This window comes from Klebsiella sp. 4_1_44FAA, assembly GCF_000238715.1.
Classification (GTDB): domain Bacteria; phylum Pseudomonadota; class Gammaproteobacteria; order Enterobacterales; family Enterobacteriaceae; genus Klebsiella; species Klebsiella pneumoniae.
On the sequence record NZ_JH414798.1, the window covers coordinates 569,457 to 573,565 of the forward strand.

At 59.1% G+C, this 4,109-nt stretch carries 5 protein-coding genes and 2 other RNA genes; 4 read left to right on the forward strand and 3 right to left on the reverse strand.

Annotated elements, in window-relative coordinates; genetic code table 11:
• The 3 genes from narH to narI form a co-directional block, all read left to right on the forward strand.
• The coding region (narH, locus tag HMPREF1024_RS22900; RefSeq protein WP_009307603.1) for a nitrate reductase subunit beta at positions 1–885 on the forward strand (885 nt) is incomplete at its 5' end.
• Positions 882–1,592 carry a nitrate reductase molybdenum cofactor assembly chaperone gene (gene narJ / locus HMPREF1024_RS22895; protein ID WP_002910191.1) on the forward strand — a complete coding sequence of 237 codons (711 nt, stop codon included), beginning with the start codon at positions 882–884 and terminating at the stop codon, positions 1,590–1,592. The genes narH and narJ, both read left to right, overlap by 4 nt.
• Positions 1,592–2,269, forward strand: a complete 678-nt coding sequence (gene narI / locus HMPREF1024_RS22890; RefSeq protein ID WP_002910189.1) for a respiratory nitrate reductase subunit gamma — start codon at positions 1,592–1,594, stop codon at positions 2,267–2,269. The genes narJ and narI overlap by 1 nt, the downstream gene beginning before the upstream one ends.
• Here narI and HMPREF1024_RS22885 read toward each other — a convergent pair.
• Positions 2,266–3,162, reverse strand: coding sequence for a DMT family transporter (locus HMPREF1024_RS22885; protein ID WP_009307604.1), 897 nt, complete (start codon positions 3,160–3,162; stop codon positions 2,266–2,268). The genes narI and HMPREF1024_RS22885 overlap by 4 nt on opposite strands.
• A gap of 107 nt (positions 3,163–3,269) precedes the next feature.
• Here HMPREF1024_RS22885 and HMPREF1024_RS22880 point away from each other — a divergent pair, with 107 nt between their 5' ends.
• On the forward strand, positions 3,270–3,713 hold the full coding sequence (locus HMPREF1024_RS22880) for an Lrp/AsnC family transcriptional regulator (protein WP_009307605.1): 444 nt from the start codon (positions 3,270–3,272) through the stop codon (positions 3,711–3,713).
• Between the two features lie 114 nt (positions 3,714–3,827).
• Here the strand turns inward: HMPREF1024_RS22880 and HMPREF1024_RS28240 are convergent.
• Positions 3,828–3,959, reverse strand: a non-coding RNA gene (locus tag HMPREF1024_RS28240) — RtT sRNA.
• Between the two features lie 43 nt (positions 3,960–4,002).
• A non-coding RNA gene (locus tag HMPREF1024_RS28245) (RtT sRNA) lies at positions 4,003–4,109 on the reverse strand.

Sequence of the window (4,109 nt, forward strand, 5' to 3'; positions counted from 1 at the left end):
GGCTGGCGGATGTGTATCACCGGCTGTCCGTACAAGAAGATCTATTTCAACTGGAAGAGCGGGAAATCCGAGAAATGCATCTTCTGCTACCCGCGTATTGAATCCGGGATGCCGACGGTGTGCTCCGAAACCTGCGTGGGTCGCATCCGCTATCTCGGCGTCCTGCTATACGACGCGGACGCGATTGAAAACGCCGCCAGCACCGAGAACGAGAAAGATCTGTATCAGCGTCAGCTGGACGTGTTCCTCGATCCCAACGATCCAAAAGTGATCGAGCAGGCGCTGAAAGATGGCGTACCGCAGGGGGTCATTGAAGCTGCGCAGCAGTCGCCGGTTTACAAAATGGCGATGGACTGGAAGCTGGCCCTGCCGCTGCACCCGGAATATCGCACCTTGCCAATGGTCTGGTACGTGCCGCCGCTGTCGCCGATTCAGTCCGCCGCCGATGCGGGTGAACTGGGTAGCAACGGGATCCTGCCGGACGTGGAAAGCCTGCGTATTCCGGTGCAATATCTGGCGAACCTGCTGACCGCGGGCGATACCCAGCCGGTACTGCTGGCGCTGAAACGAATGCTGGCGATGCGCCACTATAAGCGTGCGGAAACCGTTGACGGCGTCGTTGATACCCGCGCGCTGGAAGAGGTGGGGCTGAGCGAAGCGCAGGCCCAGGAAATGTATCGCTATCTGGCGATCGCCAACTACGAAGATCGTTTCGTGGTGCCGAGCAGCCATCGTGAACAGGCGCGAGAAGCGTTTCCGGAGAAAAACGGCTGCGGCTTTAGCTTTGGCGATGGCTGCCACGGCTCTGACAGTCAGTTCAACCTGTTCAACAGCCGTCGCATCGACGCCATCGACGTGACCAGCAAAACGGAGCCGCACGCATGATTGAACTCGTGATTGTATCGCGTCTGCTCGAATATCCTGACGCTGCCTTATGGCAGCATCAGCAGGAGATGTTCGAGGCGCTCGCGTCATCAGAGAAACTCAGCAAAGAGGATGCCCACGCGCTGGGCGTTTTCCTGCGCGATTTAGTGGCTCAGGATCCGCTGGACGCCCAGGCGGCCTATAGCGAACTGTTTGACCGCGGCCGGGCCACCTCGCTGCTGCTGTTTGAACATGTCCACGGCGAATCCCGCGATCGCGGGCAGGCGATGGTGGATCTCATGGCGCAGTACGAGCGCCACGGCCTGCTGCTGGATAGCCATGAGCTGCCGGATCATCTGCCGCTATATCTGGAGTATCTGGCGCAGCTGCCGGAAGAGGAAGCGCTTGGCGGCCTGCGGGACGTCGCGCCGATCCTCGGTCTGCTCAGCGCGCGCCTGCAGCAGCGCGAAAGTCGCTATGCGGTGCTGTTCGAGCTATTGCTGAAGCTGGCCAATACTCAGGTCGACAGCCAGAAGGTGGCGGAGAAGATTGCCGACGAAGCGCGCGACGATACGCCGCAGGCGCTGGACGCCGTCTGGGAAGAAGAACAGGTCAAATTCTTTGCCGACCAGGGCTGCGGCGAGTCGGAAATTTCCGCTCACCAGCGTCGTTTTGCCGGAGCCGTGGCCCCGCAATATCTGAATATCTCTAACGGAGGACAGCAATAATGCACTTCCTGAATATGTTCTTCTTTGACATTTATCCGTACATTGCGGGTTCGGTGTTCCTGATTGGCAGCTGGTTGCGCTATGACTATGGCCAGTACACCTGGCGCGCCGCCTCCAGCCAGATGCTGGACCGTAAGGGGATGAACCTGGCGTCGAACCTGTTCCATATCGGCATCCTGGGTATTTTCGCCGGCCACTTCCTCGGCATGCTGACCCCGCACTGGATGTATGAGTCCTTCCTGCCGATCGACGTCAAGCAGAAGATGGCGATGATCGCCGGCGGCGCCTGCGGCGTGATGACCCTGGTGGGCGGGTTACTGCTGCTCAAGCGTCGTCTGCTCAGCCCGCGCGTTCGCGCCACCACCACCGGAGCGGATATTCTGATCCTCTCGTTGCTGATGGTGCAGTGTGCGCTCGGCCTGCTGACGATCCCGTTCTCCGCTCAGCATATGGACGGCAGTGAAATGATGAAACTGGTCGGCTGGGCGCAGTCGGTGGTGACGTTCCACGGCGGCGCGTCACAGCATCTGGATGGCGTGGCGTTTATTTTCCGCGTTCACCTGGTGCTGGGCATGACCCTGTTCCTGCTGTTCCCGTTCTCCCGTCTGGTTCATATCTGGAGCGCGCCGGTCGAATACCTGACGCGCAAATACCAGATTGTCCGCGCCCGTCGCTAACTGGCCCGCGACTGCTCACTGACCCCGCCGCGGCGGGGTTTTTTTTCGCCCCAGCCGAGATTATTCCCTGCGGCGGCAAACAGAATAAGCATCCCACCGAGCAATTGCACCGCGGATAACGCATGGTGGAAGACCAGATAGTCAACCACCATCGCCACCAGCGGATAAATAAAGGAGAGCGAACCGGTAACGGGCGTCGGCAGTTTCTGTATCGCGCTATATAAAAGCTGATACATGATCCCGGTATGGACGATGCCGAGGATCAGCAGATAGCGCCAGGGGAAGCTGGCCGTCAATTCGGGGGCATGCACCAGCGGCAGCAGCATCACGACGCCGACGAGAACCTGAATGAAGGCGATATGTTGCGCGGGGAGCGGATGCAGTTTGCGCGCGATGATGGCGGTCAGGGCATAGAAGAATGCCGCGCCCAGCGCCAGCAACACGCCGGTGGTAAGCCCCTCTTCGTGTGCAGGCGTCAGCTCGCTCGACAACAGGATCACTACGCCGCCAAAGGCCAGCAGTAACCATCCCCATTTCACGGCGCTGACCCGTTCCCCCAGCACCATCCCCATCAGTACCAGCATAAACGGCTGGGTGTTATAGACCACGGTGGCCATACCGATTGAGATCCGCGAATAGGCGGCAAACAGCAGCAGCCAGTTGACGACCAGCGCCGCGCCGCCAATCACCGCCAGAGCGAGAGTGAAACGCGTTAGCCGGTTGAAGGGCTGGCGGCTTAACACGATAAACACCAGCAGGGTTAGCGCGCCAATCAGGCAGCGCCAGAACACCACATCTGTCACCGGCAAACCAGAGAGCAGCACGAACGCGCCGATCGAGCCGGAGATTATCATTGCCAGGCTCATCTGCCAGACGCCGCGGGTAAGTTGCATTTTTCACCTCCACCATTTTTTAGTTATTGTGCGAAAAACCCTGACAGGGTGATATGGCTGAATTAAGGTAGAAGGGGGGAAATGCCTTTTATAATTAGGTGAAATATATGAATGACGTACTTGATGAAATTGACCGGGCGATCCTCACCTGCCTGACTCAGGATGCCAGAGTTTCGCTCAAGGTCCTGAGCGCACGAGTGGGGCTGACCTCGCCGAGCACCGCCGAGCGGGTGAAGCGCCTGGAGGAGCGGGGTGTCATTCAGGGCTATGGGGCGCGGGTAAATCTCACCGCGCTGGGCTATAGCCTGCAGGCGCTGGTGCGGGTCCGGCCGCTGCCTGGGCTGCTGCAGAAGGTGGATAAATATATCCAGGCGATGCCGGAATGTATTGAAAGTGACAAGGTGACCGGGGAAGATTGTTTTGTGATGCGTCTCGTGGTGCGCGATATTGCCCAGCTGGATACCCTGCTGGACGGTCTGGCGGAGTATGCGCAGTGTAACACCTCGGTGGTGAAAAGCTCGCCGGTAAAAAGGCGGTTGCCACCGCTGTGAGTTTTTCCGGAGGCGGTGCTGCGCACCTGTCCGGGCTACCAGACGGCACCACTTGTAGCCTCGCTAAGCGAAGCGCGAGCGATGAGACAGCAGAACAGGTGGCTGAGAGTGCAACAGTGGTGGGGGAAGGATTACTCGGCGCTAAAGCGCTTCGCCCTTCGGGCCGTTGCCTGCGGCAACGTTCTCTCGCTTCGCTCGAGTCGAACCTTAGTCGAAGCTTCTCATCCTTCCCCGTGGGGCAGAATATAGCGTATCGCAGGTGGAATAAGCTGGGCAATACATGAAGAGATGGTGGTGGGGGAAGGATTACTCGGCGCTAAAGCGCCTCGCCCTTCGGGCCGTTGCCTGCGGCAACGTTCTCTCGCTTACGCTCGAGTCGAACCTAGTCGAAGCTTC

Excerpts from the sequence above, each read along its gene's own strand:
- HMPREF1024_RS22885 (WP_009307604.1), bottom strand. The coding sequence starts at position 3,162 with ATGCAACTTACCCGCGGCGTCTGGCAGATGAGCCTGGCAATGATAATC.
- HMPREF1024_RS22880 (WP_009307605.1), top strand. The coding sequence starts at position 3,270 with ATGAATGACGTACTTGATGAAATTGACCGGGCGATCCTCACCTGCCTG.
- narI (WP_002910189.1), top strand. The coding sequence starts at position 1,592 with ATGCACTTCCTGAATATGTTCTTCTTTGACATTTATCCGTACATTGCG.
- narJ (WP_002910191.1), top strand. The coding sequence starts at position 882 with ATGATTGAACTCGTGATTGTATCGCGTCTGCTCGAATATCCTGACGCT.